The following is a 1,266-nucleotide window of genomic DNA, read 5'->3' on the forward strand; positions in this document are numbered from 1 at the left end:
CTGGGGATGGGACGGACAGCATGGCTACAGGACCGGAGAATGCAGAAGTTTCGGGACGTTTTAAGCCGCTGGAATGGCGGCGATCTTTCGATGCTGGAGGCTGGTGAGCTACTGGGCATGTCGGAACGGCAATTTCGGCGTTATCGCGACCGCTACGAAGAGGCTGGGGAGGATGGCTTAAGGGACCGGCGTTTGGGCAAGCTTTCGACGCGTCGGGTGCCTGCGGAGGCAATCGAGGAGATGCTGGAGCTTTATCGGAATCGCTACCTCGGTTGGAACGTGAAGCATTTCCACGAGCACCTGATACGCGATCACGACTTCAGCTGGGGTTACACCTTCATCAAGACGCAGCTTCATGCGGCCGGGTTGGTCGAGCGGGCCAAGCGACGCGGGGCGCATCGGCGCAAGCGGGAAAGGAAGCCGTGCGAGGGGATGATGCTGCATCAGGACGGCAGCCGGCATGCCTGGCTGGCGTCCCAGCCGGAGCTGGACCTGATCGTGACGATGGACGATGCCACGAGCAAGCTCTATTCGGCCTTTCTGGTTGCCGAGGAAGGCACGGCGTCGAGCTTTCAGGGGCTTATGGAGACCATTGCCGCCAAAGGCCTGCCGTCGAGCCTCTACACCGATCGCGGCAGCCATTATTTCGTGACGCTCAAGGCCGGCGAGACGGTCGACAAGAGCCGTCTGACCCAGGTCGGGCGGGCGCTGCGGCAACTGGGCATCGAGCATATCCCGGCCTATTCGCCGGAAGCCAGGGGCCGCTCGGAGCGGATGTTCTGCACCTTGCAGGATCGGCTGCCCAAGGAGCTGGCGCTGGCCGGCATTGCCGATATCGAGGCTGCCAACCGCTTCATCGCGCAGACCTATCTGCCGGCTCACAATGCCCGCTTCGCCAGGCCGGCCGCGGTCCAGGACAGCGCCTTCGTCGCCGCCGATCCGGCCGTTCTGGCCGAGATCCTGTGCCTCCAAGAAGAGCGTGTCGTTGCCCGCGACAATACCGTCGCCTTCGCGCGGCTCAGATTGCAACTGCCGCAAAGCCCGATCCGACACCACTTCGTCAAAGCCACCGTCAAGGTCAGGCAATACACTGACGGAACACTCGCAATCTTCCACGGACCGCGCCGCATTGCCACATACACCTCAGATGGCGCACCAATCCTGGACGGATGCTCAATCGGCAGAGCTGCGTGAACCGCTTCGACGCAAAACTGAAGCGGACAAATGACGTGCTACCAAACCGGACAACTTGATTAGCTACCGACA

The 1,266-nt window shown here is 61.9% G+C and carries 1 protein-coding gene; it reads left to right on the forward strand.

Going from position 1 to position 1,266, the window contains the following annotated elements; all coding sequences use genetic code 11:
• Positions 1-39: 39 nt before the first annotated feature.
• Positions 40-1,194, forward strand: a complete 1,155-nt coding sequence (locus DPM33_RS35595; RefSeq protein ID WP_112102225.1) for an ISNCY family transposase — start codon at positions 40-42, stop codon at positions 1,192-1,194.
• The last annotated feature ends 72 nt before the right edge of the window (positions 1,195-1,266 follow it).

Source organism: Mesorhizobium hawassense (genome assembly GCF_003289945.1).
In the GTDB taxonomy this organism is placed as follows: domain Bacteria; phylum Pseudomonadota; class Alphaproteobacteria; order Rhizobiales; family Rhizobiaceae; genus Mesorhizobium; species Mesorhizobium hawassense.